Origin of the sequence: Ruegeria lacuscaerulensis (assembly GCF_013034745.1) — a bacterium.
Classification (GTDB): domain Bacteria; phylum Pseudomonadota; class Alphaproteobacteria; order Rhodobacterales; family Rhodobacteraceae; genus Ruegeria; species Ruegeria lacuscaerulensis_B.
On record NZ_WQGP01000006.1, the window covers coordinates 183515 to 208974 of the forward strand.

Annotated in this window: 26 protein-coding genes; 14 read left to right on the forward strand and 12 right to left on the reverse strand. The window is 59.4% G+C overall.

Annotation, left to right across the window (positions count from 1 at the left end):
- Positions 1 to 6: 6 nt before the first annotated feature.
- Both GOV79_RS13565 and GOV79_RS13570 read right to left on the reverse strand, forming a co-directional pair.
- Complete coding sequence (locus tag GOV79_RS13565; RefSeq protein ID WP_170790175.1) at positions 7 to 1197, reverse strand: COG4223 family protein; 1191 nt, start codon at positions 1195 to 1197, stop codon at positions 7 to 9.
- 54 nt (positions 1198 to 1251) lie between these two features.
- The gene (locus tag GOV79_RS13570; RefSeq protein WP_237215880.1) at positions 1252 to 1977 is read right to left on the reverse strand and encodes a uroporphyrinogen-III synthase; all 726 of its coding nucleotides are present in this window, start codon (positions 1975 to 1977) and stop codon (positions 1252 to 1254) included.
- 85 nt (positions 1978 to 2062) lie between these two features.
- Here GOV79_RS13570 and tsaD point away from each other — a divergent pair, with 85 nt between their 5' ends.
- From tsaD to GOV79_RS13590, 4 genes are read left to right on the forward strand one after another with little or no spacing between them, the layout of a single operon-like run.
- A complete protein-coding gene (gene tsaD / locus GOV79_RS13575) occupies positions 2063 to 3157 on the forward strand; it encodes a tRNA (adenosine(37)-N6)-threonylcarbamoyltransferase complex transferase subunit TsaD (RefSeq protein WP_170790176.1) in 1095 nt (364 codons plus the stop codon).
- On the forward strand, positions 3154 to 4110 hold the full coding sequence (locus GOV79_RS13580; protein WP_170790177.1) for an NAD(P)H-dependent glycerol-3-phosphate dehydrogenase: 957 nt from the start codon (positions 3154 to 3156) through the stop codon (positions 4108 to 4110). The genes tsaD and GOV79_RS13580 overlap by 4 nt, the downstream gene beginning before the upstream one ends.
- A 1-nt stretch (position 4111) precedes the next feature.
- Positions 4112 to 4381 carry a YciI family protein gene (locus GOV79_RS13585; RefSeq protein ID WP_170771262.1) on the forward strand — a complete coding sequence of 90 codons (270 nt, stop codon included), beginning with the start codon at positions 4112 to 4114 and terminating at the stop codon, positions 4379 to 4381.
- Positions 4381 to 4803, forward strand: a complete 423-nt coding sequence (locus GOV79_RS13590) for an EVE domain-containing protein (RefSeq protein WP_170771264.1) — start codon at positions 4381 to 4383, stop codon at positions 4801 to 4803. The genes GOV79_RS13585 and GOV79_RS13590 overlap by 1 nt, the downstream gene beginning before the upstream one ends.
- A gap of 204 nt (positions 4804 to 5007) precedes the next feature.
- Here GOV79_RS13590 and GOV79_RS13595 read toward each other — a convergent pair whose 3' ends face one another.
- Both GOV79_RS13595 and GOV79_RS13600 read right to left on the reverse strand, forming a co-directional pair.
- Positions 5008 to 5349, reverse strand: coding sequence for a DUF2853 family protein (locus GOV79_RS13595; RefSeq protein WP_170771266.1), 342 nt, complete (start codon positions 5347 to 5349; stop codon positions 5008 to 5010).
- A gap of 124 nt (positions 5350 to 5473) precedes the next feature.
- Entirely contained in the window at positions 5474 to 6349 is an 876-nt protein-coding gene (locus tag GOV79_RS13600) for a LysR family transcriptional regulator (RefSeq protein WP_170790178.1), read from the reverse strand.
- A gap of 92 nt (positions 6350 to 6441) precedes the next feature.
- Between GOV79_RS13600 and GOV79_RS13605 the strand changes: the two genes are divergently transcribed.
- Entirely contained in the window at positions 6442 to 7518 is a 1077-nt protein-coding gene (locus GOV79_RS13605) for an L-dopachrome tautomerase-related protein (protein WP_214648131.1), read from the forward strand.
- A 32-nt stretch (positions 7519 to 7550) separates the two neighbouring features.
- Here GOV79_RS13605 and GOV79_RS13610 read toward each other — a convergent pair whose 3' ends face one another.
- The 3 genes from GOV79_RS13610 to GOV79_RS13620 form a co-directional block, all read right to left on the reverse strand.
- Entirely contained in the window at positions 7551 to 8297 is a 747-nt protein-coding gene (locus GOV79_RS13610) for an extensin-like domain-containing protein (protein ID WP_170790180.1), read from the reverse strand.
- Between the two features lie 13 nt (positions 8298 to 8310).
- Entirely contained in the window at positions 8311 to 9699 is a 1389-nt protein-coding gene (gene ahcY / locus GOV79_RS13615; protein ID WP_170771582.1) for an adenosylhomocysteinase, read from the reverse strand.
- A gap of 101 nt (positions 9700 to 9800) precedes the next feature.
- Positions 9801 to 10121, reverse strand: coding sequence for a hypothetical protein (locus tag GOV79_RS13620; RefSeq protein WP_170771275.1), 321 nt, complete (start codon positions 10119 to 10121; stop codon positions 9801 to 9803).
- Between the two features lie 205 nt (positions 10122 to 10326).
- Here GOV79_RS13620 and GOV79_RS13625 point away from each other — a divergent pair, with 205 nt between their 5' ends.
- Positions 10327 to 10920: an HD domain-containing protein gene (locus tag GOV79_RS13625; protein ID WP_170771277.1), complete on the forward strand. Its 594-nt coding sequence runs from the start codon at positions 10327 to 10329 to the stop codon at positions 10918 to 10920.
- On the opposite strand, the gene GOV79_RS13630 is transcribed toward GOV79_RS13625, so the two are convergent.
- The 4 genes from GOV79_RS13630 to GOV79_RS13645 form a co-directional block, all read right to left on the reverse strand.
- The gene (locus GOV79_RS13630; protein WP_170790181.1) at positions 10917 to 11288 is read right to left on the reverse strand and encodes a VOC family protein; all 372 of its coding nucleotides are present in this window, start codon (positions 11286 to 11288) and stop codon (positions 10917 to 10919) included. The two genes, GOV79_RS13625 and GOV79_RS13630, sit on opposite strands and share 4 nt — an antisense overlap.
- A gap of 101 nt (positions 11289 to 11389) precedes the next feature.
- A complete protein-coding gene (locus GOV79_RS13635; protein WP_170790182.1) occupies positions 11390 to 11896 on the reverse strand; it encodes a DUF2199 domain-containing protein in 507 nt (168 codons plus the stop codon).
- Between the two features lie 14 nt (positions 11897 to 11910).
- Positions 11911 to 12465 (reverse strand): ActR/PrrA/RegA family redox response regulator transcription factor, encoded by a 555-nt coding sequence (locus GOV79_RS13640; RefSeq protein ID WP_170771283.1) that lies wholly within the window; start codon positions 12463 to 12465, stop codon positions 11911 to 11913.
- 86 nt (positions 12466 to 12551) lie between these two features.
- Positions 12552 to 13172 (reverse strand): SCO family protein, encoded by a 621-nt coding sequence (locus GOV79_RS13645; RefSeq protein WP_170790183.1) that lies wholly within the window; start codon positions 13170 to 13172, stop codon positions 12552 to 12554.
- Between the two features lie 93 nt (positions 13173 to 13265).
- On the opposite strand from GOV79_RS13645, the gene regB reads away from it, so the two are divergent.
- From regB to trxA, 8 genes are all read left to right on the forward strand, one after another.
- On the forward strand, positions 13266 to 14663 hold the full coding sequence (gene regB / locus GOV79_RS13650; protein ID WP_170790184.1) for a sensor histidine kinase RegB: 1398 nt from the start codon (positions 13266 to 13268) through the stop codon (positions 14661 to 14663).
- Positions 14664 to 14727: 64 nt separating this feature from the next.
- Complete coding sequence (locus GOV79_RS13655; RefSeq protein WP_170790185.1) at positions 14728 to 16236, forward strand: PAS-domain containing protein; 1509 nt, start codon at positions 14728 to 14730, stop codon at positions 16234 to 16236.
- A 41-nt stretch (positions 16237 to 16277) separates the two neighbouring features.
- The gene (tsaE, locus tag GOV79_RS13660; protein WP_170790186.1) at positions 16278 to 16751 is read left to right on the forward strand and encodes a tRNA (adenosine(37)-N6)-threonylcarbamoyltransferase complex ATPase subunit type 1 TsaE; all 474 of its coding nucleotides are present in this window, start codon (positions 16278 to 16280) and stop codon (positions 16749 to 16751) included.
- Positions 16748 to 17752 (forward strand): aminoglycoside phosphotransferase family protein, encoded by a 1005-nt coding sequence (locus tag GOV79_RS13665; protein ID WP_170790187.1) that lies wholly within the window; start codon positions 16748 to 16750, stop codon positions 17750 to 17752. Before tsaE ends, GOV79_RS13665 begins: the two co-directional genes overlap by 4 nt.
- On the forward strand, positions 17749 to 18435 hold the full coding sequence (locus GOV79_RS13670) for a nucleotidyltransferase family protein (RefSeq protein ID WP_170790188.1): 687 nt from the start codon (positions 17749 to 17751) through the stop codon (positions 18433 to 18435). The genes GOV79_RS13665 and GOV79_RS13670 overlap by 4 nt, the downstream gene beginning before the upstream one ends.
- Positions 18428 to 21355, forward strand: a complete 2928-nt coding sequence (gene addB, locus GOV79_RS13675) for a double-strand break repair protein AddB (RefSeq protein WP_170790189.1) — start codon at positions 18428 to 18430, stop codon at positions 21353 to 21355. Before GOV79_RS13670 ends, addB begins: the two co-directional genes overlap by 8 nt.
- Positions 21352 to 24711, forward strand: a complete 3360-nt coding sequence (addA, locus tag GOV79_RS13680) for a double-strand break repair helicase AddA (protein WP_170790190.1) — start codon at positions 21352 to 21354, stop codon at positions 24709 to 24711. The genes addB and addA overlap by 4 nt, the downstream gene beginning before the upstream one ends.
- Before the next feature lie 60 nt (positions 24712 to 24771).
- A complete protein-coding gene (trxA, locus tag GOV79_RS13685) occupies positions 24772 to 25092 on the forward strand; it encodes a thioredoxin (RefSeq protein WP_170771302.1) in 321 nt (106 codons plus the stop codon).
- Between the two features lie 136 nt (positions 25093 to 25228).
- Here the strand turns inward: trxA and GOV79_RS13690 are convergent, their stop codons facing one another.
- Positions 25229 to 25423 carry a DUF1127 domain-containing protein gene (locus GOV79_RS13690; RefSeq protein WP_170771304.1) on the reverse strand — a complete coding sequence of 65 codons (195 nt, stop codon included), beginning with the start codon at positions 25421 to 25423 and terminating at the stop codon, positions 25229 to 25231.
- Positions 25424 to 25460: the final 37 nt, after the last annotated feature.

Here is a 25460-nt window from a genome sequence, read left to right on the forward strand (position 1 = left end):
GGTCCTTCAGTTCGAGTTCGCGCCAGAGGAAAGCGCATCTGCGGCATCCACGGCAGAAACCCGTGCCTGCGCCGCCTGTTCCCATTCGGCCAACGCGGCACGGGCCGCATCAGGCAGGGATTGAATTTCGCTCAACGCCCCCGCGACGTCACCACCTGACAGCGCCGCCTGCGCGCGCGACAGGATCGCATCGGGATCGTCACCATCCTGCGGCGTCACAGAACGCGCTCCAGTCTGACGTTGGAGGAAAGCGACAATCCCCGTTCCCTTATCCGCGTCACGCGCATCAGCCAAAGCAGCGCGCGCCGCAGGTGCAAAGGTTTCATTCAGGGTTGCAACTGCCGCCACGCCTTTATCTGCCGACGCCGACAAAGCATCGGGAATATCAACCCCTCCGGCCGACAGTTCGGACAACAAATCGCCATAGGGTTGGCCCGCATTCAACTGACCGTGCAGTTTTGACAAAATCGCGGCATTGGCCGCTGCCAGTGCCTCCGCCGAGGCTTTCATTTCAAGCGCCTGCGCGTCCGAAACCATCTTTTCAACCTCAGCCCGTTGCGCAGCCAGCGAGTCTTGCAGCTTTTTCAACTCGGCCTCAAAAGCAGCTGTCGCCTCGGGCGTAGCGCCTTGGGTCAGGGCCCCGCTTTCCAAATCGGTCAGCCGTTTGGTCAAAGGGTCGATCTGCCCGGCCAGGCCATCAAGGCTGGATTTCACCCCATCAAGATCCGCCGTGATCGGCGCAATCTGCCCAGTCAACGCGTCGATCTTTGCCGATACATCCGGCGCATCTGCCAGAGATTTGGTCAAAGCTTCGATCTGGTTGGCCTGATCGGCCAGCTTGGCCTCGAGCGTGGCTACAGCATCTGTGTCACCGCTACCGAACATACCCGCGCTTCCCGCCGTAAAACCAATCGCTGCAGCGACGGCCCCACCGATCACAGCGGGCATAAAGCCGCTCTGTTTTTCCGCCTTACGATCAGCCATCTTTTCCTTGAAGCGTTCAAGGTTGGCTTCGGCTTCGGCTTCGGCTTCGGCTTCGGCTTCGGCTTCGGCTTCGGCTTCGGCTTCGGAAGGGGCCTCGTCTAGCGCTGCGATCTCGTCAACCGATGCTTCGTCAGATACGGAAACAGCATCGACCGCCTCCTCCACCTTGGGGTCATCCACCGGTTTTTGATCGGACTTCTTCTTACCAGCCACCGCAATATTCCCCTTATCGAATCCGAAATGCTTGGAACAACAGACCCAGTTAAGTTAGTCGGTGGCCACGTCGCCCTCAACCCGCAACGCATGTTTCACAAGTTTTTTAACGGCCTTACGCATTTTCTTTGGTGTCGGCTCTTTCGCGACCTTCAACCGCGCATAGGGCAAAGAATAAAGGGGTTCGGCGGTGGCCTGGCTGATGGCAGCCACCCAAAGCGGGGCAGAACCGCGCCAGATGTCGGCAAAATGTCGCGCCGTTCTGGGCGAAAATATCGGAGCCAAAACAGCGGATTTGCCGTTTGCTGCGGCAGTCGCCTCCGGTGTCAGCGGTAACAGGTTTTGCTGGTAAACGGGCTGTTCGCGCACGGTCAGACCGGATTCGGTCAGCCGCTCGGCAATATTGCCCCGGCTGTGCTCGCCGCGCAGGTGCAGTAGCGGACTGAGCGGGCGGGTTTGCAAAAGGGCTGCGATTAACTCCTCGGCGGTCTGGCCCATCAATTGCGCGTCCCATCCGACGCCCTTGGCCGTCCCGGTTGTCGCCGGTCCGACGCAAAAAGCCGGCAGCGACCGATCAACCCCCATTGAGGCCGCCGCGTTCACCGCATTGGCCGAGGTAAAGATCAGACCCTGCACGCCGCGCATATCCGTGCTCACCGGCAGGGGTTTGATTTCCAGAATCGGGGAATAAATGACCTGCACCCGAGACCTGACGCGGGTCGGAAGCTGCGCGACGAACCTTTCAGAGGCCGCGCGCGGGCGGGTCATCAACAAATACAACGTTCGGCGCCTTGGGCCTTGGGATTGTTTGCATCCGCGCAGGGTGATACCCCGCTTGGCAACCAAGGTGTAACGGATCAGGCCAATGGTGCAAACACTTACTGTCCTCGGGTTGGAAAGCAGCTGTGACGACACAGCCGCCGCCGTTGTGCGCCATGGCGAAAACGGGGCCGAGGTTTTGTCGTCTGTCGTGCATGGCCAAACCGAGCTGCATAGCGCCTTTGGCGGCGTCGTGCCCGAGATTGCCGCCCGTGCCCATGCCGAGAAACTGGATACCTGCGTCGTGCAGGCACTGGCGGATGCCGGGCTGGGCCTGTCCGACATGGATGCCGTCGCAGTCACCGCTGGGCCGGGCCTGATCGGAGGCGTCATGTCCGGCGTCATGTGCGCAAAGGGGATCAGTGCGGCAACCGGGTTGCCTTTGATCGGGGTGAACCATCTGGCAGGCCACGCGCTGACGCCGCGCCTGACCGACGGGATCGCATTTCCTTACCTAATGCTGCTGGTTTCGGGCGGGCATTGCCAATACCTGATCGCCCACGGGCCGGACCGCTTTACCCGTTTGGGCGGCACGATCGACGACGCGCCGGGTGAGGCGTTCGACAAAACCGCCCGCCTGTTGGGACTGCTGCAACCGGGTGGCCCTTCGGTAGAAACCGAGGCCCGCGCAGGTGATCCCAAACGGTTCCGCTTTCCGCGGCCTTTGTTGGACCGCCCCGGATGTGATCTGTCTTTTTCGGGCCTGAAGACTGCACTGATGCGGATGCGCGATCAGGTCGTGGCCGAGAAAGGTGGGCTGACCCGTCAGGACCGCGCCGACCTTTGCGCCGGATTTCAGCAAGCCATCGTGGATACACTGGCCGAGAAAACCCGCCGCGCGATGGATCTGTATTTGGACGAAAACCCCGCGGAGCCGGTGATTGCCGTGGCCGGAGGCGTCGCAGCAAATTCAGCCATTCGCTTCGCGTTAGAGGCTGTTTGTGTTGAGAAAGGCGCGCGTTTCACCGCACCGCCACTGGCCCTGTGCACCGACAACGCCGCCATGATAGCCTATGCAGGGATCGAGCGGTTTCGCACCGGCGCGCGCGACGGGTTGGACCTGACCGCGCGACCCCGCTGGCCCCTGGACCAGACCAGCCCCACCATGCTGGGCAGCGGCAAGAAAGGGGCCAAGGCATGAGCGTGTCCGTTCTGGGTTCGGGCGCGTTTGGCACAGCGCTGGCGATCTCATTGGCGGGGAACGGGCCGGTGACGCTGTGGGCGCGGGACTCGGAACTGGCGCGGGCGATGCTCACTACGCGTGAAAACGCGGCACGACTGCCGGGTGTGGCTTTGCCAGATGCGATCACTGTAACCTCTGACATCACGCAGGCTGCGGAAAGCCAGATATTGCTGGTCTCGGTTCCAATGCAGAAACTGCGTGGCGCGTTAGAGGATCACGCCGAGGTTCTGACCGGGAAAACGCTGGTGGCTTGCTGCAAGGGGATTGAACTGTCCACAGGGCTGGGTCCGATCTCGGTCATCCGCCAGACCATTCCCGACGCGCGCCCTGCCCTGCTGACCGGCCCGAGCTTTGCCGATGATATCGCACGCGGATTGCCCACCGCGCTGACGCTGGCCTGCGCTGAGGATGCGCATGAGCTACAGCATGACCTAACCACGGCGAACCTGCGCCTGTACCGCACCACAGATCTGATCGGGGCGGAACTGGGCGGCGCGTTGAAAAACGTCATGGCCATCGCTTGCGGAGCAGCGATCGGAGCCGGTTTGGGCGACAGCGCCCGCGCTGCGCTGATGACGCGGGGATTCGCTGAAATGCAGCGTTTTGCCCTGATGCGTGGTGCGCGGTCCGAGACCTTGATGGGCCTGTCTGGACTGGGCGATCTGGTATTGACCTGCTCATCTGAACTGTCGAGAAATTACCGATTTGGCCTTTGTTTAGGTCGAAAACAGCCATTTGACAGTACCACCACGGTCGAAGGTGTCGCCACCGCCCGCGCGATGTCGGATATCGCGAAAGCCGAAGGTCTGGACATGCCCATCAGCGCCACGGTGGCAGATCTTAGCCACGGCACCTACAGCGTCATGCAAGCCATCGAAACCCTGCTCAACAGACCCCTGAAGGAGGAATAATATGCTCATCGCTCTGATCGCCCGTGACAAGGACGGCGCATTGCAAACCCGGCTGGACAATCGCGCCGACCACCTGGCTTACATCGAAGAAACCGGTGTCGTTGCACAGGCTGGACCCCTGTTGGATGGCGACGCAATGATAGGCTCGCTGATCATCCTTGAGGTGGAAGACATGGCTGCAGCCCAAAGCTGGGCTGACAATGATCCCTATGCCAAGGCGGGGTTGTTCCAGTCCGTCGATCTGATTGCCTGGAAGAAGGTCGTCGGCTGATGGCATATTGGCTGTTCAAGTCCGAACCCTCGACCTGGAGCTGGGACCAACAGGTCGCCAAAGGGGACGCAGGCGAGGAATGGGACGGCGTGCGCAACTATCAGGCGCGCAATTTCATGCGTCAGATGGAAGTGGGCGACCGGGGGTTCTTTTACCACTCGCAAAAGGACAAGGCGATCGTCGGCATTGTCGAGGTCTGCGCCGCCGCCCATCCCGACAGCACCACCGATGACGAACGCTGGGAATGTGTGGATATCAAAGCGGTTCGGCCCTTTGCAACGCCGGTCACGCTGGACCAGATCAAGGCCGACGAACGATTGGGCGCGATGGTGCTGGTCAAGAACTCGCGCCTGTCGGTTCAACCGGTCACAGATGCCGAATGGCAGGTGATCTGCGATCTGGGGCAGACCCCGGCCGAATAGTCGCAGGCAGAATAATAAAGGGAAGGTTCCGACGATGCAGAACCTTCCCTACCCCGCGTGCTCCCGACTCACCACACGCGTATAGAAATCTGTTGGTTCTGACCGTCCTGGTCACATCCAGACATTAGCCGTTTGCAGCCGCGCATACAAACACCAAGTACCTAAAATTGAAAACGCCCGTCACAGGGACGGGCGCGTTTGTCATCAGCCGTAGACCGACTCTTTGCCGAAATGCTTGGTCAGCATGTAGTAGACGACCGCGCGGTATTTGTTACGCTCGGACTGGCCATAGGTCTCCAGCACCGACTGAATTGCCTCGTCCAGCGCAGGGCCGTCCGACAGGCCCAGTTTCTTGATCAGGAAATTGTTCTTGACCGTCTCGATCTCACCGTCCTGCGTTGCCGCCACGGTCGAGGCATCTGCATCGTAAATCGCCGGGCCGCAGCCAATCGTGACCTTGGTCAACAGATCCATATCGGCATCCATACCGCATTTGGATTTCAGATCTTCGGCATATTTGGCGATCAACTCGTCGCGTTTTCCCATGAATAACTCTCCGGTAAGGCGGCAGGGCCGCTGTTGTGTGAAACCTTGAAACACGTGCAGATAGGTTAATATGTCGGATGCAGGCCACAAAGGGGAAATTTAGCGGGTTTCCCCCCGCAGCGCTTTAATGGAAGGCGCGGCTTGCCAATTCCGAGAACGCCCGCACCTTGCGCCCGGCGGTGGCGCTGCCCGCATGCACGAAGGAAATCGGCGCATCGGGGGATCGCAGGCACCCGGGCAGAACCTCGATCAAAGCGCCGTTTTCCAGTTCACGTTGCACGGCCAACCGAGACTTAACGGCCAGTCCCAACCCCTGTACTGCCGCCTCGGTCAGCATGTCCGAGTTTGACACGGCAATGCCGCGCGGGATCGTGAATAATGTGGCGCTATGTCCGTCCGTTATATCCAGCCGCGTCTGCCACGGCAGGCATGCCCAGCGCATCACGCGCAAGTCCTCGACTGAACGCGGCATGCCATGCGTGTCGCAAAACGAGGGCGCAGCACAGATGATCCGGTCATTGTCGCTGAGCTTGCGCGCCTTTAGCGTGCTGTCAGCCAGCCGCCCCACCCGGATCGCGCAGTCTATCCCCTCATCCACCAGCGAGACATAGCGGTCAACGGCCAGAAACTCGACCGTCAGGTCCGGGTTTTCGGCCTGAAACGAGCTCATCACCGGCATAATAAAGCGCGACAGAATCCACGGGGAAAGCGTGACGCGCAGATGCCCACGCAATGCCCCGCTGCCGCTGCCGGCATCCAGTTCGGCCTCGCGCAGATCGGCCAAAAGCGGTTCGACCCGATCCAGAAAGATCAATCCCTCATCAGTCAGTTGTACTTTGCGGCTGTTGCGGTGAAAGAGTTTGAGGTTCAGAACCTCCTCAAGTTTCGTGATGCGATGGCTGACCGTCGCCGCCGAGATCCCCTGCGCCTTGGCCGCGGACCCGACGCCGCCGGTTTTTGCGACCGAGACAAAGGTCAGTAGGTCATTAACATGATACATTCGAAATTTCCTAACGCTGGTTTCAATATTGAGCCAGTTATCGCGGAAAATTTCAAATGGTATCTGCTGGATCACGACCAGAGGAGGACCTGATGAAATCACTTTACGCAGCCACATGCGCGCTTGCGCTGGCCCTGCCCGCCGCAGCAGCCGAGTTGGAAACTTATCTTGAGTTTGAAAAGGCCATGCCTCCGGGCAATTTGGCCATTGGCCCAGATGGGCGCATGTTCATGTCGGTGCATGAATTCTACGGCCCTGAATTGCGCGTGGTTGAGGTGATGCCTGATGGCTCCACCAAGCCTTACCCGACCGAAGACTGGGCCCGCGCACCCAACGACGATGCGGATGGGTTGAACGGCGTTTTGGGCCTGCGTGCGGATCGAGATGGTATCCTTTGGATGCTGGATGGTCAGGGAGAAAACCAGACCGGGCGCGTCGTCGGCTGGGACACCAAAACCGAAACCCTGCACGCGATCCATTATATCGGTGCGCCTGTGGCGCGGCCGACCTCATTCCTGAATGATCTGGCTGTAGACCGCGATCACGGGGCTATCTATATCTCGGATACCGGTGACGGTCAGAACTCGGCCATTATCGTTGTTGATCTGGAGACCGGACGCGCGCGGCGCGTTCTGGAGGGGTCGCAATACACGATCCCCGAGGATACGCCGATGGTGATTGACGGGCGCGAGATCACGCTGGGCGGCAATCCGGCCAAGATTGGCATCAACCCGATCACAGTCGATCCGACCAACACGTGGGTCTATTTCGCCCCAATGACGGCAAGTGCGATGTACCGCATCCCCACCGCCGCGCTGCTGGATGAAAGCCTGTCAGATGCCGATCTAGAGGCCAAGGTTGAACGCTATGGCGACAAGCCGATTTCGGATGGGTCGACCGTGGATACCGGCGGCAATGTCTATATCACTGCGATGACCGACAATGCGCTGGGCGTCACCAAGCCGGATGGCAGCTATGAAGTGCTGTTCCAGTCGGATGGTGAATTGCCGTGGCCAGACGGGTTTTCGATCGGTGCTGACGGGTATGTCTATGCCACGATTAACGAGCTGCACCGCTCGCCCGTACTGAACAATGGCGAGGATGCCTCGAAGGGTATCTACAAGATCGTTCGGTTCAAATCGCTGGCTGATGCGGTCAGCGGACGCTAAGCCAATCTCCGGCCCCGGTTCTCGGGGCCGGATTATCTGCAATAGCCCCAGCCCGGCCCCTGCAAATGGAAGTGGTCCGCGTGCAGCTTGTTGAAATTGGGGCTCAGCACCACCCGGAACCAATCACAAGCGCCCTGCCCGATCTGGCGTAGGAATTCGGATTCGGGCCCTTCAGTTGGCCAGTCGCGCAACAGGTTTAGTGTGCGTCCATCGGCCAGATCGACCCCCACGATATCAATGGAATCTGCAGTTGCATGACTGCTCCATCGGCTGTCCTGCCCCTGCGCGGTCCGCATCCGGCGGCAGTTATAGCTGCCCAGGTGCCGCAGAGCACGCGCCTCAGTACCCAAAATGTCCCGCGCAGCAGGCTGAACCACGTGATGTTCCCACATGGCAAGACGCAGAGCTGTGGTACAGCGCGTTTCGACCCCTCGGACATCTGCGGTAACAACGCGCGACAGAAGGCCCCGTCCGCTGATCCCGCAATTCTGATCGACGACCAAATCCTCCATCTCAGCAAACGCCACTTCGTCCGCAGACAGTACCGCCTTGCATTGCGCCCCATCCGCAAGAGCACGGTTCAACTGAAACCGCGTAACCAGAGTAACCGGGGCCGTAATCGACAGATCGCGCAGGGGGTTCCAATGGTCAGGCAAGGGTGACTTCGGGTGTGTCACCAGAAGGAATCCGGCAGAGCCAACAAGAAATAGAAATACGATGATGGAAAAGAAAGACGCCGCCAGTTGCGTGAACCGGCGGCGTCCTGTGCGTTTCGTCATACCCGATCCGCGATCAATAGCGGTAGTGCTCGGGCTTATATGGGCCTTCGGGTTTCACGCCGATATAGGCCGCCTGTTCGCTATCCATCTGGGTCAGCTTCACGCCGATCCGGTCCAGATGCAGACGCGCGACTTTTTCATCCAGATGCTTTGGCAGGATATAGACCTTGTTTTCGTACTCATCACCCTTGGTAAACAGCTCGATCTGCGCCAGAACCTGGTTGGTGAAGGACGCCGACATCACGAACGAGGGGTGGCCCGTGGCGTTGCCGAGGTTCAGCAACCGGCCTTCGGACAGCAGGATCAGACGATTGCCCGAGGGCATCTCGATCATGTCCACCTGTTCTTTGATGTTGGTCCACTTGTGGTTCTTCAGGCTGGCCACCTGAATTTCGTTGTCGAAGTGGCCAATGTTGCCGACGATGGCCATATCCTTCATCTCGCGCATATGCTCGATGCGGATCACATCCTTGTTGCCGGTGGTGGTGATGAAGATATCCGCGCTGGAAACTTCGTCTTCCAGCAGTGTCACCTCGAACCCGTCCATCGCAGCCTGTAGCGCGCAGATCGGATCAACCTCAGTGACTTTCACCCGGGCACCGGCACCGCGCAGTGAGGCGGCCGACCCTTTGCCTACGTCGCCATAGCCGCAGACGACGGCAACCTTGCCGGCCATCATGGTGTCGGTAGCGCGGCGGATACCGTCAACCAGCGATTCCTTACAGCCATATTTGTTGTCAAACTTCGATTTGGTGACCGAGTCATTGACGTTGATTGCCGGGAACGGCAGGTGGCCGTCTTTGACCAGTTGATACAGGCGGTTCACGCCGGTGGTGGTTTCCTCAGACACACCCTGGATCTGATCGCGCATCTTGGTGAACCAGCCCGGACTTGCGGCCATGCGCTTGGCGATCTGCTTCTTGATCACCTCTTCCTCTTCCGAACCCGGAACGGGGATGATGTCTTCGCCCGCTTCGGCACGCGCGCCCAGCAGGATGTACAGCGTCGCGTCGCCGCCATCGTCCAGGATCATGTTCGGGCCTTCGTCGAACAGGAAGGACTTGTCCAGATAATCCCAATGTTCTTCCAGCGTCTGGCCTTTGATGGCGAAGACGGGGATACCGGCCTCGGCAATCGCAGCGGCAGCATGGTCTTGGGTCGAGAAGATGTTGCACGACGCCCAGCGCACATCCGCGCCCAGCGCCACCAGCGTTTCGATCAGAACAGCGGTTTGGATGGTCATGTGCAGAGAGCCGACGATCCGCGCACCGCTTAGCGGCTTGCTTTCGCCATATTCCGCACGCAGGGACATCAGCCCCGGCATCTCGGTTTCGGCAATATCCAGCTCTTTGCGGCCGAACCCGGCCAATGAAATGTCTTTGACGATATAGTCCCCGGCCATCAGGTACTCCATTCCGGTAAATCTTGGTCCGGGTTGCCCCTAGCATCCCTTTGGGGACGTGGCAACGCAGATGGCCGGAAACGGGATTTTATGCGCCAAACTTAGCTAGGCGTGCCTTCTACCTTGATCTTGGGGATCGCTTCGAAAAAATCGGTGCCAACGGCGACGATACAACTCAGGCCGTTCGCATGGGTCACCAAAACGGTATAGCTTCCCGTTTCCCGTGAGGTCCAAACCTCCATCACCGATTGCCCGCCGCGTGATTTCTGCAATCCGCCAAACGCCAGCTGTTCCGAATAGCTGTCTTGTAGCTTGGCGATCACGTGGTCACGCTGCGCACAACTTTGCTGCTGGGCAAACGCCGGAGGGGCAGTGGCGGCCATGCCAAAGGCCAGTGCAATTCCAAACAAACGCTTGAACATAACAAGCTCCTTTCGATTCTGGTTTCAATCGAGAGGGGCACACCGGGAGAAGCATGCGCCCCCCTCGGTACTTCATGTCGGTATCACCGCGCACTTGTTCAAAGCACGAATGCTCAAGAAAAAGTTGGCAGCTGGTGATCTTGACAGGTAAACCATACCACAAAATTGCGGCGCAATCGCGGCTGTTCGGACAAGGCATGGTATAATGGCAACACAACCCCGCGCATGGCAGAGGATGCTGTCTGGCCGCAGGCTGGATCTGCTGGATCCGACCCCGGTGGATATCGAGATCGAAGATATCGCCCATGGACTGGCCTTTGTGGCGCGCTGGAACGGTCAGACGGCGGGGGATTTTGCTTATTCCGTGGCCGAACATTCGCTGCTGGTCGAAGAACTCTATGGCCGCATCGCCCCGAAGGCTCCGGTCAAATGGCGGTTGGCTGCTTTGTTACATGACGCCCCCGAATACGTGATTGGAGATATGATTTCTCCAGTCAAATCCGCCGTCGGTCCCGACTATGGCGCGCTGGATGACCGGTTGGCCGCGGCGATCCACATTCGGTTCGGCCTGCCCGCCGCCATGCCGAAAACGGTGAAGCGTCAGATAAAAAAGGCCGACAAGATCAGCGCCTGGATGGAGGCCACGCAGATCGCAGGCTTCTCCGAGGCCGAGGCGACGAAGTTTTTTGGACACCCCGACAAAACCGCGATGGAGGGGCTGAACATCGTTCTGCGCCCCCCGATCGAGGTACGGCGTGCTTACACGGACAGACACGCCGCCCTCTTGGCACAGCTTTAAGCAAACATATAAAAGCAGATTTTGTTGCCGTCGTGGTCTCGCACATAAGCGCCAGTGAACCGACCCGGCACACGGACACCCGGCGCGCCTTCATCGGTTGCACCAAGGCTGAGGGCTTTACTATAGAGCGTTTTGATCTCATCCTCGGATTCGGCGGCAAACGAGATCATGACGCCATTGCCAACAGAGCATTCATTTCCGTCATAGGGCTCGCAGACGGCCAACATCGCCTCTCCGGGTTTGGTTCCGATAAACGCGATGCGCCCTACATCGTTGACCACCTTTGCGCCGCGATCCGAAAGCAGTTCCGTATAGAATTTCTTCGCGCGTTCCATATCCGAGACGCCGATGGTCACATAGCCGATCATCTATGAAGTTCCTGTCTTGTTAAGTGTTTTCCAGAAGCGAACACTTGGTCTCAGGGCGCAGAGGTGCAAGTCACGAAGCTGTGAAATGAGGTTTCTGAAAATTACAGTTCTGGATGCAAAAGGTCGTGGACCATCATTTCCACCTTTGCCTGGGACAGCCCGTCACGCTGATCGAAGTATAGCTGGTTGTCTGCTTCGTGAACTATGACGAGCGGTCGGGATCCAGCGTCAACCAATTGAACAGAAGTAGCAAGATTCAAAGTGTCCTCATAAAAGGGGAGCTGAACATTCAACCAACCAAAAAATGGGCCAACATGCGCTCGCTTTTTTTCACCAAACATTTCTCGCCATTGCGCATAACTGTCTAGGCTTAATGAACACCAGACCAACCATACAAAGGGTTCAGTTTGTCCTATGATAGGGAGCTGCAACCTACCCCGAACAAAATAGTATTGATCATCAATGATGCAATCATCAGTGCCAAGCTCGGCGCGTGATTTTTGGTCTTCTTCATCCAAAACCGCGTAGCTTAGTGGAGCCTCGGGCCCGAAACTCGGAAGACCTTCATGTCTCTCGCCGCAAGTTTTACACTTAAAGCTGAATGACATTCAAAAAATCCGCTTCACCGCGGGCTGCGCTTCGCCAAAATTCGCTGCAACGTCCGGCGGTGCATGTTCAGCCGCCTCGCGGTTTCCGAGACGTTCCGGTCACACAGTTCATAGACCCTCTGGATATGCTCCCAACGTACGCGGTCGGCGCTCATAGGGTTTTCCGGGGGCGGCGGCAGCTCGTCATCTTTGGTCAGCAGCGCATTGGTGATGTCGGTGGCATCGGCGGGTTTCGACAGGTAGTCGGTCGCGCCAATCTTTACGGCGGCCACGGCAGTAGCAATAGCGCCATAGCCGGTCAGAACCACGACCCGGCTGTCGGGGCGCTTTTCACGCAGCACTTCGACCACGTCCAGCCCGTTGCCATCCTCAAGCCGCAAATCCACAACCGCGTAGGCAGGTGGGCGGGCGGTGGAAATGGCCCGTCCTGCGGCGACCGAGCCTGCGGTCTCAACCTCGAAACCGCGCTTTTCCATGGCCTTGGCCAGACGTCTCAGAAAGGGCTCGTCATCATCCACCAGAAGCAGGGATTTATCCGGGCCGATATCCAGGTCAGAGCTGTCCGCCATATTCTATTCTTTCCGCTATTTCACGCCGTTGGCTTGGTACTGAGTAATAGCAGCGCCAAGGCAAAGGTCAAACAGGCCATTAAGTCCTAGATCTTGTCCAGGAAGCACCCGACCTTATCCGCCATCTGCTGGGCTGTGTCATTCCGGTTGAAAAACTCGATAAACCCGTCCTGAGGGGTGACCAGATAAGTAAAGGTGGAATGATCGACCAGATAGTATTCGTCGCTTTTGTCATGGGCCTTGTAATAGGTCTTGTAAGCTTGGCTCGCAGCCTTGACCTGTTCGGCCGAACCGGTCAGAGCGATGGTCTTTCCACCCAGGTTGAAGGCATAGTCAGCCACAACTTCGGGCGTGTCGCGGTCCGGATCGATCGAGATGAACAGCGGCGTCACCGACTGGCCGCGGGTTTCCAAAATATCCACGGCCTCGGCATTGCGGGACATATCGAAGGGGCAGACATCGGGGCAGAAGGTGTAGCCGAAATAGACCAGCGTGGGTTCGGTGATCACGTCGGTATCGGTGACGGTTTGACCTTCGCCGTTGATCAGCTCGAACGGTCCACCAATGGCGGCGGTGCCGCCTGCGATCTGGCTGGACCGGCATTGCGCGAACTTGTCGTCCGAACCGGCTCCGCGCGTCAGCAACCACATAGCCCCCAGACCTATGACTAGAACAATAGCGGCGAGAATGGCGTAAAGGCGGACCATGGCATCAATCCTAAAGATCAGAGGGGTTGTTGATCGTTTCGGCCCGGACACCTATCAAGATGGTCAGCCGATGCAACAGGACAAAATGGACCCATGGCCAATTCCAACATCACATTCTGGCGTGGACAGGAACGCAGCAGCTGGATCAGGCTGCGCACACTGATCCTGTTGCGCTGGGTGGCCATCATCGGCCAGATCACCGCCATCACTGTCGCGCAACAGACTTATGGTGTGCAGCTGGACGTGATGCTGTGTTATCTGGCGATCGGTGTTTCGGTCATGGGAAACCTGACGGCGATCCTTGTTTTTCCTCGCAACAAGCGCCTGTCCGAGTTCGAAAACTTCCTGATGGTGCTGTTCGACCTGCTGCAACTGACCATCCTTTTGTATCTGACGGGCGGGCTGAACAATCCGTTTGCCTTGTTGTTGGTGGGGCCGGTCACGATCTCGGCCAGTGTGATGAGCACGCGTTCGACCCTGATCATTGGCGGTGTGGCCATCGCGCTGACCACCCTGCTGGCCGAGTTTCATGTGCCGCTACGCACGGATGTGGGCATGGATCTGGATATCCCCGACATCCTGCTGTTCGGCAACTGGGCTGCCATAGTGATCGCCATCGTCTTTTTGGGGGCCTATTCCCATCGGGTCAGCTCTGAGGTGCAATCCATGTCTGACGCGTTGTCCGCCACGCACATGGCGCTGGCGCGGGAACAGAAGCTGACTGATCTGGGCGGCGTGGTCGCCGCCGCCGCGCATGAGTTGGGGACGCCGCTGGCCACGATCAAGCTGACCAGCTCTGAACTCTATGAGGAACTGGACGACCGCCCCGACCTGAAGGAAGACGCCGCCCTGATCCGCGAACAGGCCAACCGGTGCCGCGATATCCTGCGTGACATGGGTCGGGCAGGCAAGGACGACCTGCATTTGCGGCAAGCCCCACTATCCACCGTGGTGCATGAAGCCGCCGAGCCTCATATCAACCGAGGCAAAAGTGTTCATTTCCTTGAAGGGCCTGCCGATGACGGCGATGTTCAGCAACCCTCGATCCTGCGTAAGCCCGAGATCATCCACGGGCTGCGTAACCTGATCCAGAACGCGGTGGATTTCGCCCGCGCCAATGTCTGGGTCGAGGCCGAGTGGACCGCCGATCAGATTACCGTCCACATCATGGATGACGGGCGCGGGTATCCTTCGCAGATGATCGGCCGCATCGGTGATCCGTTCATGCGCCGCCGCCGCGCCGAGACGGACCAGCGCGCGCGCCCGGAATATGAGGGTATGGGGCTGGGTCTGTTCATCGCCAAAACGCTGCTGGAACGGACCGGGGCCGAGCTGGACTTTGCCAATGGCTCGGACCCCTATCAGACCTATTCCGATAACCCCGATCACCGGGGGGCAATCGTCAGGGTCACATGGCCCCGCAAATTGCTGGATGCCCAGACCGGCGACACCCCTGTGCCATCGGGTGCCAATCAGCGCATTGAGGTCTGAGTTAAGACCCTGTTAACCATTGCAACCCATTATCCGACGCCACGAGCAACCCTGCGAGGAACTCATGGTGGACTGGATCATTCTGGCTGTTATCGGTCTGGTTTCTGCCAGCCTTGCGGTGCAGTGGCTGCTGCCACGTCGCAGGCAAAGAGGCGACAATTTCGGCCTGTCCTCGCCCTCGTCGCTGTTCGACGCGGTGTTTTTGTTTGATGGGGATCGTTTGATCAGCCATTCGGACATCGCGCTTGAAGGGTTCGACGACCTGCGCGACTGGCCGGACCTGCGCCGTCTGTTGCAGCGGGATTTCCCTTCGTTCCCCGAAACGCCCGAACGTATCCGGCAGGAAGGCAACATGGTGATCCCCGCGATTGATTGCACGGTAGAACGCGATGTCCTGTGTGAATGGATCGACGGGATTGTACGGGTTCAGTTGCGTGACAGCGGTGGGTGTCCCTCGACTGTTCATCGCGAAACCAACGATCCAATCCGATTGGCCATGGAACGTGCGCCCTACCCAGTCTGGTTGCTGGATCACCAATCCAATGTGCGCTGGTGTAACGCGGCCTATATTGCATTGGTGCGCAAAGTGCGCGGGCAGGATACGGACCTGACCGCACCGCTCTTTCCGGGCCTTGAAGACGACGCAAAACCGTCAGGAAAGTCGCGCGTTTCGATCTCGACCGAGGGCAGCGACAGCAAGCTCTGGTTCGATCTGACGCTGTCCGATCACCCCGAGGGGCATTTGTGTTATGCAGTCGATATCAATGCCATCGTCGACGCCGAAACCGCCCAGCGCAAATTTGTGCAGACGATGACCAAGACCTTCGCGCAGCTGTCCATCGGACTGGCCATCTTCGACCGAAACCGTCAGTTGGCCCTGTTCAACCCCGCCCTGATCGACCTGACCACCCTGCCGCCCGATTTCCTCAGTTGTCGCCCCAGCCTGTCCAGCTTTTTCGACCGGCTGCGCGATCAGCACATGATGCCCGAACCAAAGAATTATCGCGGTTGGCGCAGCCAGATGAACGATCTTCTCGAAGCGGCCGAGGACGGGAATTATCAGGAAACATGGTCCCTGCCCTCGGGCTCAGTCTATTCGGTCAGCGGCCGCCCGCACCCTGACGGTGCCGTCGCCTTTCTGTTCGAGGACATCACGGCCGAGATCACCCTGACCCGCCGCTTCCGGTCCGAGATGGACCTGATGCAATCCATTCTGGACAAGCTGGCGGATGCAATCGCTGTGTTTGGTGCGGATGGAACCCTAGCTTTCACCAATTACGCCTATCAGGAATTGTGGGGTGAAACCGACGACAGCGGGTTCGAGCCGGACTCGATCCTTGATGTGACACGGGGCTGGCAGGATCAATGCCTGGCAACGCCGGTCCTTGGCGACATCCGAGATTTCGTAGCCATGCGCGAAAACCGATCCGAGTGGTCTGCGGACCTGCGATTGCGCAATGGCACGCGCCTGATCTGCACCTTGTGCCCGATGCAGAACGGCGCGACGATCGTGCGGTTTTCACCGGATGCGGACGCGATGATAAGTCAGGATATTCACCAGATCAGCGCCTGAACCGGGTTGCAGCCAACCGGGCGCAAGGCCATTGTGGCGCCATGACAAGCGCGCCCCATGTAATCACCCTGAATTCGCCCGAGGAAACCGCCCGATTGGCGGTTTTACTGGGCCGCGTGCTGCGCCCCGGCGACGTTCTGTTGCTGGACGGCGAGATCGGCAGCGGCAAGACACATTTCGCGCGCAGTCTGATCCAATCCGTGATGACCCACCCCGAAGATGTCCCCTCGCCCACCTTCACGCTTGTGCAGGTCTATGACACCTCCTTGGGCGAGATTTGGCACTGCGACCTCTACCGGCTAAGCGCACTGGAAGAGGTCGAGGAACTGGGTCTGACCGACGCATTCGAAACCGCGATCAGCCTGATCGAATGGCCAAACAAACTGGGGCCGTTGAAACCGGCCTCAGCTCTGACGCTAAAGTTTGAAACAGACCCTGATACACTAGAAAAACGCCATCTGACGATCAGTTGGTCGGACCCGCGCTGGGCTGAATTGCCGGAGGCGATCACATGACAAACCGCGCCATTCTAGCCGAAGCGCTGATCGCGCAGACACCTTGGGCGAATGCCCTGCGCGCGCCCTTGGCCGGGGATGCCTCGAACCGCAGGTACGAGCGGCTTACCAATCCCGAAACAGGGGCAACGGCCGTGCTGATGGATTCCCCCCCCGGTCAAGCCGAACCGGTCGAAGCGTTTGTGCGGATGGCGCACCACCTGCGCGCGACCGGGCTAAGCGCGCCCGAGATCTACGCTGAGGACACCGAGTTCGGGTTCCTTCTGTTGGAAGATTTGGGCGATGACCTATTCGCGCGCGTCCTAGAAACCCGCCCTGAGATGGAACGGGAGCTCTATCAGGCTGCTACGGACGTTCTGATCACACTGCACGCGGCACCAACACTGTCCCTGCCGTCTTACGGTCCCTCGCTGATGGCCGAGTTGTCGGCGCTGTCCTTCACCAAATACGCGCAAGCCATTCTTGGCGCGCATGATCAAGACGCGCGTAGTCGGTTTGAGCATCGCTTTGCCGACATCCTGCACCAGGAAACATCGGGACCAAAGGTCGTGGTCCAGCGCGATTACCACGCCGAGAATCTGATTTGGCTGCCCGATCGAAACGGGGTAAAACGCGTGGGCCTGCTGGATTTCCAAACCGCGATGCTGGGGCATCCGGCTTATGATCTTGTGTCCTTGTTGCAAGACATTCGTCGCGACGTATCCTTGGGAACCGAGATGCGTATGATTGATCACTATATCTCGCAGACCGGAGTGAACGATCATGACTTCCGCACCGCTTATACGGTGCTGGGGGCGCAAAGAAACCTACGTATTCTGGGTGGTTTTGCCCGGCTGGCCACGGAGTACGGCAAGCCCCAATACGTGGACCTGATCCCGGCCACATGGGCGCATTTAATGCGCGATTTAGAGCATCCCGCGCTGGTCGGCGTGGCTGATCTGCTGCGCAGCGCCCTGCCCGCGCCCACCGAAGAAAACCTGAACAGGCTACGACAGAAATGACGCAATCACCCGACGCTGTGATGGTATTCGCCGCCGGGTTCGGGACCCGTATGGGCGCGCTGACCAAAGATAGACCCAAACCGCTGATCGAAGTTTCGGGTCGGCCGCTGATCGACCATGCACTAGAGCTGGTTGATGCGATCAACCCTCAGCGGATCGTCGCCAACCTGCACTATCTGCCCGAGCAGCTTGAGGCGCATTTGGCACCGAAAGGTGTGACGCTGACTTACGAAACAGACGACATCCTTGAAACAGGGGGCGGATTGCGCGCCGCTCTGCCGATGCTAGGGCCGGAGCCGGTGTTCACTCTGAATCCCGATGCAATCTGGTCCGGCCCAAATCCGTTAACACTTTTGCGTAAGGCATGGGACCCAGATCGAATGGACGCGCTGTTGATGTGCGTACCTGTGGCACAAACCTTGGGCTACACCGGCACTGGAGATTTCACCGCAGATGCGGATGGGCGCATCTCGCGCGGGCCCGGATTGATCTATGGCGGGGCGCAGATTTTGAAAACTGAAGGTCTGATGGATATCCCTCAGACATCCTTTTCCCTGAACCTGCTGTGGGACCGGATGCACAGCGACAACCATCTGTTTTCACTGACCTATCCTGGTCGATGGTGCGATGTAGGCCATCCAGAGGGTATCGCGCTGGCCGAAGGGTTGATTGCCGATGTTTGACCCCTCCACGGCTCCGCGCGTTTTTGCCGTTCCACCGGGTTCGGATTTTCCCAAGGCGCTGGTGGCGGGATTGCACGCACGCAGCACCGGCCAACCGCCCGAGGCGCTGGCTCGCGTACAACTTGTCGTCAACACGCGGCGGATGGCGCGTCGGGTCCGCGATCTGTTCGATCAGGGGCCTGCGTGTTTGCTCCCGCGACTTTCGCTGGTCACGGATCTGGGCGAAAGCGTTGATCTTGCGCAGATTCCACCCGCGATTCCAGCACTGAGACGACGGTTGGAACTGACTCAGCTGGTCTCAAAGCTGCTGGAACAACAGCCCGATCTGGCGGCGCGGTCCTCGCTTTTTGATCTGTCCGACAGCCTGGCCGCCTTGATTGACGAGATGCAGGGCGAAGGCGTTTCCCCCGAGGCGATCCGGCAGTTGGATGTCAGCGACATGTCTGGCCATTGGGCCCGCGCGCAGGCGTTTATCGGGATTGCCGACAGGTTCGTGGACACTGGCGATAATGCGCTGGACGCACAGGCGCGCCAACGTCGCGTTGTCGAAAACCTGATCTCGCGCTGGCAAGTGGAACCGCCGCAACATCCGGTCATTCTGGCGGGGTCAACCGGGTCACGTGGGACGACACTGATGCTGATGGAGGCAATCGCCCGCCTGCCACAAGGCGCGTTGATTCTGCCCGGATACGATTTTGACCAACCCGACGCCGTCTGGACCCGGCTGGATGAGGCGCTGACCTCGGAAGATCACCCGCAATACCGGTTCCGCAAACTGATGACGATGTTGGATCTGCGGCCCGATCAGATTGAACGCTGGACGCGGGATGCCCCACCCTCAGCCCCGCGCAATCGGCTGGTGTCACTGGCATTGCGCCCAGCGCCAATAACGGATGCGTGGATGACCGAGGGTCCGCAACTGACGGATTTGACCGAGGCCACCGCAGACCTGACCCTGGTTGAGGCGCAATCTCCGCGGAGCGAAGCCTTGGCCATCGCTCTTCGGCTGAGACAGGCGGCAGAAACGGGCCAAACTGCGGCGCTGATCACGCCCGACCGGATGTTGACCCGACAGGTCAGCGCTGCTCTGGATCGTTGGAACATCACACCCGACGACAGTGCGGGTCTGCCTTTGCAACTGTCCCCGCCCGGCCGGTTCCTGCGCCATGTCGCGGGCCTGTTTGCCCGGCGGCTGGATGGTGAGGCGCTTTTGACGCTGCTCAAACATCCTCTATGCCACGGTGGCGACGAGCGCGGATCGCATCTGCTGCACACCCGCGATCTGGAATTGGATTTGCGTCGCCATGGTCCTCCTTTTCCAGACGGGCCCAGCCTGACCGCCTTTGCGATCCGCAAAGAAGTGTCTGAGGGTTGGGTCCAATGGTTGATCCAGCATTTCTGCGATCAACAGATCTCGGGCGAATTGCCGTTGTCCGAATGGGTCACTCGTTTGCGTCGTCTGGCCGAGGCGATCTCGACCGGCAGCTCCGGCGAAAGCGGTCCGCTTTGGGACAAGAACGCAGGTCAAAAAGCACTGGCCGTTCTGACTGCGCTTGAGGATGAGTCCGGCCATGGCGGCCAGATGACGGCGCATGATTTCGCCGATCTGTTGGGTGCGCTGCTGGCAGGGGAAGAGGTTCGCGACCGTGACGCGCCGCATCCCCGGATCATGATCTGGGGGACGCTTGAGGCGCGGGTTCAGGGGGCTGATCTTCTGATCCTGGGCGGTTTGAACGAGGGCAGCTGGCCCGAGGCCCCAGCCCCGGACCCTTGGTTGAACCGGCAGATGCGTGACAAGGTCGGTTTGTTGCTGCCGGAACGGCGGATCGGGCTGTCGGCACACGATTTCCAGCAGGCCATCGGCGCGCCCGAGGTCTGGTTGACCCGCGCCACCCGCTCGGACGACGCCGAAACTGTGCCGTCGCGCTGGTTGAACCGGTTGACCAATCTGCTGCAGGGCTTGCCGGATCAGGGCGGACGCTCGGCGCTTACCAAGATGCGCGACCGGGGCGGCCAATGGTTGCGTTGGTCGGAACAGCTGGAGCATGCACCTGAGATCAAAGCGGCAGCGCGCCCCTCACCGCGCCCGCCCGTCGCGTCGCGGCCCCGTCGCTTGAGCGTCACCGAGATCAAACGCCTGATCCGCGATCCTTACGCTATTTATGCGAAACATGTACTGCGGCTGAAACCTCTGGACCCATTGGTGCAAGCACCGGATGCCTTGCTGCGCGGGATCGTGATTCATGAAATCCTCGAACATTTCGTGAAAGACAGCGTTTTGGACACAGCCCTGCTGAACCGTGAGAACTTTCTGAAACGTGCCGAGATGCTCTTGGACCAGCATGTCGCCTGGCCAACCACACGCAAATTGTGGCTGGCGCGTTTGGAGCGTATTGCCGACGATTTTCTGACTGCTGAAACCGCGCGCAGGGGCGATGGCGGGCCGGTGGCGTTCGAAGCGGCGATGAAACTGGTCCTCGCCCCGATGGATGTCACGATCGTTGGTCGGGCCGACCGGATCGACCTGAACACGCGCGGTGCCGTGCGGTTGATCGACTATAAAACCGGGACACCTCCCACCGAAAGTCAGCAAGCCAAGTTCGACAAGCAATTGTTGATCGAAGCCGCCATGGCCGAGCAGGGCGGGATCGAAGGGTTTGACCCTCTGCCCGTGGCCGAAGCGGTGTTTATCGGCATGGGCGGAAGCTACAAAGAGGTGCCGGCGCCCTTGGCCAAGGAACCGACTGACAAGGTGTTGGCTGAACTAAAAGAGTTGATTTCTGCCTATTTAGAGCCTGATCAGGGGTTCTCGTCACGGCGAATGTTGCACAAGGATACGGATATCGGGGACTACGATCACCTTGCCCGTTTTGGCGAGTGGGACCGAACCGCCGAGACCAAGCCCGAGGATCTGTCATGAGCGCCCGCAACGACGCCACCGAACGGCAGGTGCAGGCAGCGCGGCCTGATGCCTCGACCTGGTTGGCCGCGAATGCGGGTTCGGGCAAGACGCGGGTTCTGACCGACCGGGTGGCGAGGCTTTTGTTGGACGGCGTGCAGCCGCAGCACATCTTGTGCCTGACCTACACCAAAGCTGCCGCCAGCGAGATGCAGAACCGCCTGTTCAAGCGCCTTGGCGAATGGGCGATGCTGGGTGACGACCCGTTGCGCAGGCAGCTGACCGATCTGGGCGTGGCGGGAATGATCGACCCGGATCGCCTGGCGCAGGCGCGTACTTTGTTTGCCCGCGCCATCGAAACGCCCGGTGGGTTGAAGATCCAGACGATCCATTCGTTCTGCGCGGCGTTGCTGCGCCGATTTCCGCTTGAGGCCGGGGTCAGCCCGCAGTTCTCTGAGATGGAAGACCGCGCCGCCGCCTTACTTCGTGAGGAAATCGTCGAAGATTTCGCCACGGGACCGCAGGCCGGACTGATCGAGGATGTGGCCCGGTTTGTAACCGACTCTGGATTTGACGCTCTGACAGCCGCCGTGACCCAGAAACGGAACCTTTTCGCAAACGCGCTGGGCTGGGGCGACATTCTGGGCAAATTTGACCTGCCCGACGGGTTTGACGAAGACGCATTGTTGCGCAAGGTCTTTCTGGGAGGTGAGGTCGATCTGATCCGCTCGATCCTGCCGGCACTGTCCGAGAGCGGCGGCAACAACGCCAAGGCTGCCGCAAAACTGGCCGCCTTTACCGAGCCGCGATTGGACAGCCTGCCAATCCTCGAAGGCGTTTTCCTGACGGGGAAGTCCGCCAAGGAGCCATTTTCGGCCAAGATCAACAGCTTTCCGACCAAGGCCCTGCGCGAAGGCGCATTGGCCGACCAAATGCCACAGCTTGAGGCCCTGATGCTGCGCATCGAGGACGCGCGCGAACTGAGGTTGGCGCTGGTCGCCGCGCGCAAGACCCATGTGTTGCACCGGTTTGCCTCCGCCTTCCTGCCGGAATATGAGCGTCGCAAACAGTTGCGCGGCTGGCTGGATTTCGACGATCTGATCCTGCGTGCGCGGCAAGTACTGAACGACCCAGCGGTGGCCGAATGGGTGCTGTATCGGCTGGACGGCGGCATCGACCATATTCTGGTGGACGAGGCACAGGACACCAGCCCCGACCAATGGGATGTGGTCGAGAAACTGGCGCAGGAATTCACCAGCGGGGAAGGTGCCCGGTCCGGGGTCGAGCGCACGATCTTTGTGGTCGGCGACAAGAAACAGTCGATCTATTCCTTTCAGGGCGCGGACCCTGCCGCGTTCGATCGCATGCAGCGAGAGTTTGGGCGGCGGCTTAAAGAATCAGGCTCTAAACTGTGGGATTCGACGTTGGAATATTCCTTCCGGTCCTCCAGTGCGATCTTGTCTCTGGTCGATATCCTGTTCGAAAACCGGGCCGAGGCCGGGTTTCACAAAGACAGCCAGCACCGGGCGTTTAAGGCCGATTTACCGGGGCGCGTAGATCTGTGGCCCGTGGTGGAAAAGGTCGAAGCGGATGAGGATGCCGACTGGACCGACCCGGTCGACCGACCTGGCGCGCGCCATCACACGGTGATCCTGGCCGAGCAGGTTGCGCAGTCTATCAAAACCATGATCGACTCGGGCGAAACCATCCCCGAGGATGGCGACATCCCCGGCACCTTCGTGCGCCGCAGGGTGCAGCCGGGCGATTTCCTGATCCTCGTACAACGCCGATCCGACCTGTTTGCCGAGATCATCCGCGCCTGCAAATCCCTGCACCTGCCCATCGCAGGGGCGGACCGGCTGAAGGTCGGCGCAGAGCTGGCTGTGAAAGACCTTGCCGCCTTGCTGAGCTTTCTGGCCACGCCCGAGGACAGCCTTTCGCTGGCGACCGTGCTGAAATCTCCGCTATTCGGGTGGAGCGAGCAACAGCTCTTTGATCTGGCCCATCGGCGGCAGGAAGAATTTCTATGGGCGGCTTTGCGCCATCGCGCGGATGACTTTCCTGAAACGCTTGAGGTTCTCAACGATTTGCGCCGCCAGATCGACTTTCTGCGCCCCTATGACCTGATCGAACGCATCCTGACGCGCCATGACGGGCGGCGCAAATTGCTGGGTCGTCTGGGGGCCGAGGCCGAGGATGGCATCAATGCGCTGCTGTCGCAGGCGCTGGCCTATGAGCGCACGGATACTCCGAGCCTGACCGGATTCCTTGTCTGGATGCAGACCGACGATCTGGAAATCAAACGACAGATGAGCGGCGTCGGCAATATGATCCGCGTCATGACGGTGCATGGCTCGAAAGGGCTGGAGGCGCCCATCGTGATCCTGCCAGATACGGGCAAACGACAGGCCCCGCGCGATGCCGAGATTATGGTGGGCGACGGTGTTCCTGCCTGGAAATTACCAGCCGATGCCTCACCCAGCCTGATTGCCCGCGCGCGGGCGCAGGCTCGGGAACGGGAAGAGAATGAACGGTTGCGCCTACTCTATGTGGCTCTAACACGGGCGGAGAAGTGGTTGATCGTGGCCGCAGCGGGAGATGTCGGAACGGATGGAACCAGCTGGTATCAAATGGTGCAGGCTGCCATGGAACGGGCAGGGGCTGTTGCCATCGAAGGCACGGAGATCCTGCGATTGGCGCATGGGGACTGGGACGGATTGCCAGAAACCGAACACAAAGACACCCGTGCAGCAGAGCAGATCTTGCCCGATATGTTCCGCTCGAACCCGGACGCGCCTGAGGTTGAACCGGACATTCTCAGCCCATCAGATTTGGGTGGGCCAAAGGCGTTGTTCGGAGATGCGGGGCAAGATGAAGAGGCCGCAAAGCTACGCGGCACGCGCCTGCATCTGCTGCTGGAGCATTTGCCGTCGACTCCGCCGGAAAACTGGCCACAGCTTTGCGCGCGCATTCTACCGGATATGTCCGACGCAGACAGGTCCGAGCTGTTGGCCGAGGCCAAAACCGCCCTGACCGCAGATCATCTGCGCCCAGTCTTTGCGCCGGACACGCTGGCCGAAGTTCCGGTGACGGCCACGCTGAACGGGCGGCGTTTGCATGGGGTCATCGACCGGTTGATCATCTCGGATACCGAGGTGCAGATCATTGATTTCAAAACAAATATGAGCGCACCAAACAGCCCCGAAACCTGCCCTGATGGGTTGTTGCGGCAGATGGGAGCTTATGCGCACGCGCTGGCGCAGATCTATCCCGGTCGGAATATCAAAACCGCGATCCTGTGGACGCGTACCGCGCAGCTTATGTGGTTGCCACACGATATTGTGACGGATGCACTGACACGCGCCCACATATCTTGACCTTGCCAAGTCGCGCCCCTACGTTCTGTTCCCGAGTTTACCCCATTCAGGAGACAGAATATGTCGACCGTAGCCGTAACCGACGAAACCTTTGACGCCGAAGTCAAGAATTCCGACATCCCTGTTGTTGTCGATTTCTGGGCCGAATGGTGTGGCCCCTGTAAGCAGATTGGCCCCGCGCTGGAAGAATTGGCGTCGGAATATGGCGGCAAGGTGAAAATCGCCAAGGTGGACGTGGACAGCAACCCCAACTCGGCTGCTGCAATGGGCGTCCGCGGTATTCCTGCGCTGTTCATTTTCAAGGATGGTCAGGTTGTGTCGAACCGCGCTGGCGCGGCACCGAAAGCCGCGCTGCAAAGCTGGATCGAAGACTCGATCTGACCCGGGTTTCGAACGGAATTCAAAGGCGCCTCGTTCGGGGCGCCTTTTTTCATGGGTAGCCAAAGAAACGGATGCGCAAAGAAAAAGCCGCTCAGGGGCTGAGCGGCTCATCTTGACGGTGTGGTCGGTGCAAAGATCAGAGCTTTGCGATATCCGCACGGCACAGGCCAACATCGTCCAGTTGGGCGTCGCTGAGGTTCGACAAAAGCTTGCGGGTCTTGCGGGATTCATTCCACGCTAGTGCTTTTTCGTAGGTTCCGAAAAATGCGTCCACTACATGCAGGATGGTAGCTGCTCCGAGCGGCGCATGGATATTTGCGGTGGTTGCCATTTGCGCATTCCTTTTAACTGAAACAGCCGACCTCTTG